The organism is Pseudomonas sp. 51_B (genome assembly GCF_017491595.1).
GTDB classification, from domain to species: Bacteria; Pseudomonadota; Gammaproteobacteria; order Pseudomonadales; family Pseudomonadaceae; genus Aquipseudomonas; species Aquipseudomonas promysalinigenes.
Genome location: NZ_JAFGYW010000211.1, coordinates 1 through 504 on the forward strand (window position 1 = coordinate 1; position 504 = coordinate 504).

Below are 504 nucleotides of genomic sequence, written 5' to 3' on the forward strand. Positions count from 1 at the left end.
GTTGTAATATCGGGCGTTTTGTCCAGCTCACGCCGTCACGCATGCTCGATTTCTTTCGCAATCACCAGCGCCTGATGATGTTCTTCCTGCTCCTGATCGTGCTGCCGGGGCTTGGGATCGTCGGCATTCAGGGTTTCCGTGGGTTCTTCGATGAAAGCGCGAACGTCGCGGCCGTCAACGGGCACAAGATCACGCGCGCCGAATTCGACGGCACGCTGCGCCAGCCGGTCGCTCAGGCGCGCCAGGTGCTGGGCGCGCAGTTCGACGCGAAAGCGTTCGACACGCCGGAGCGCCGTCAGCAGCTTCTCGACGGGCTGATTCAGCAGCGCGCGCTCGCCGACGAGACGCAGCGTCTGCATCTGAGCGCGTCGGATGGCGCGGTGCGCCAGACGCTGCTGAGCGATCCGGTGATCGCGTCGCTGAAAAAGGCGGACGGCTCGTTCGACGCCGAGCGCTATACGCAGATGCTCGCGATGCAGGGCATGACGCCCGATCAATACCAGG

The 504-nt window shown here is 64.1% G+C and carries 1 protein-coding gene; it reads left to right on the forward strand.

The annotated features are described in order from the left end of the window. Positions 1-41: 41 nt before the first annotated feature. Positions 42-504 (forward strand): SurA N-terminal domain-containing protein (locus J5M56_RS24455; protein WP_207937992.1); only part of this gene is annotated, 463 nt, incomplete at its 3' end.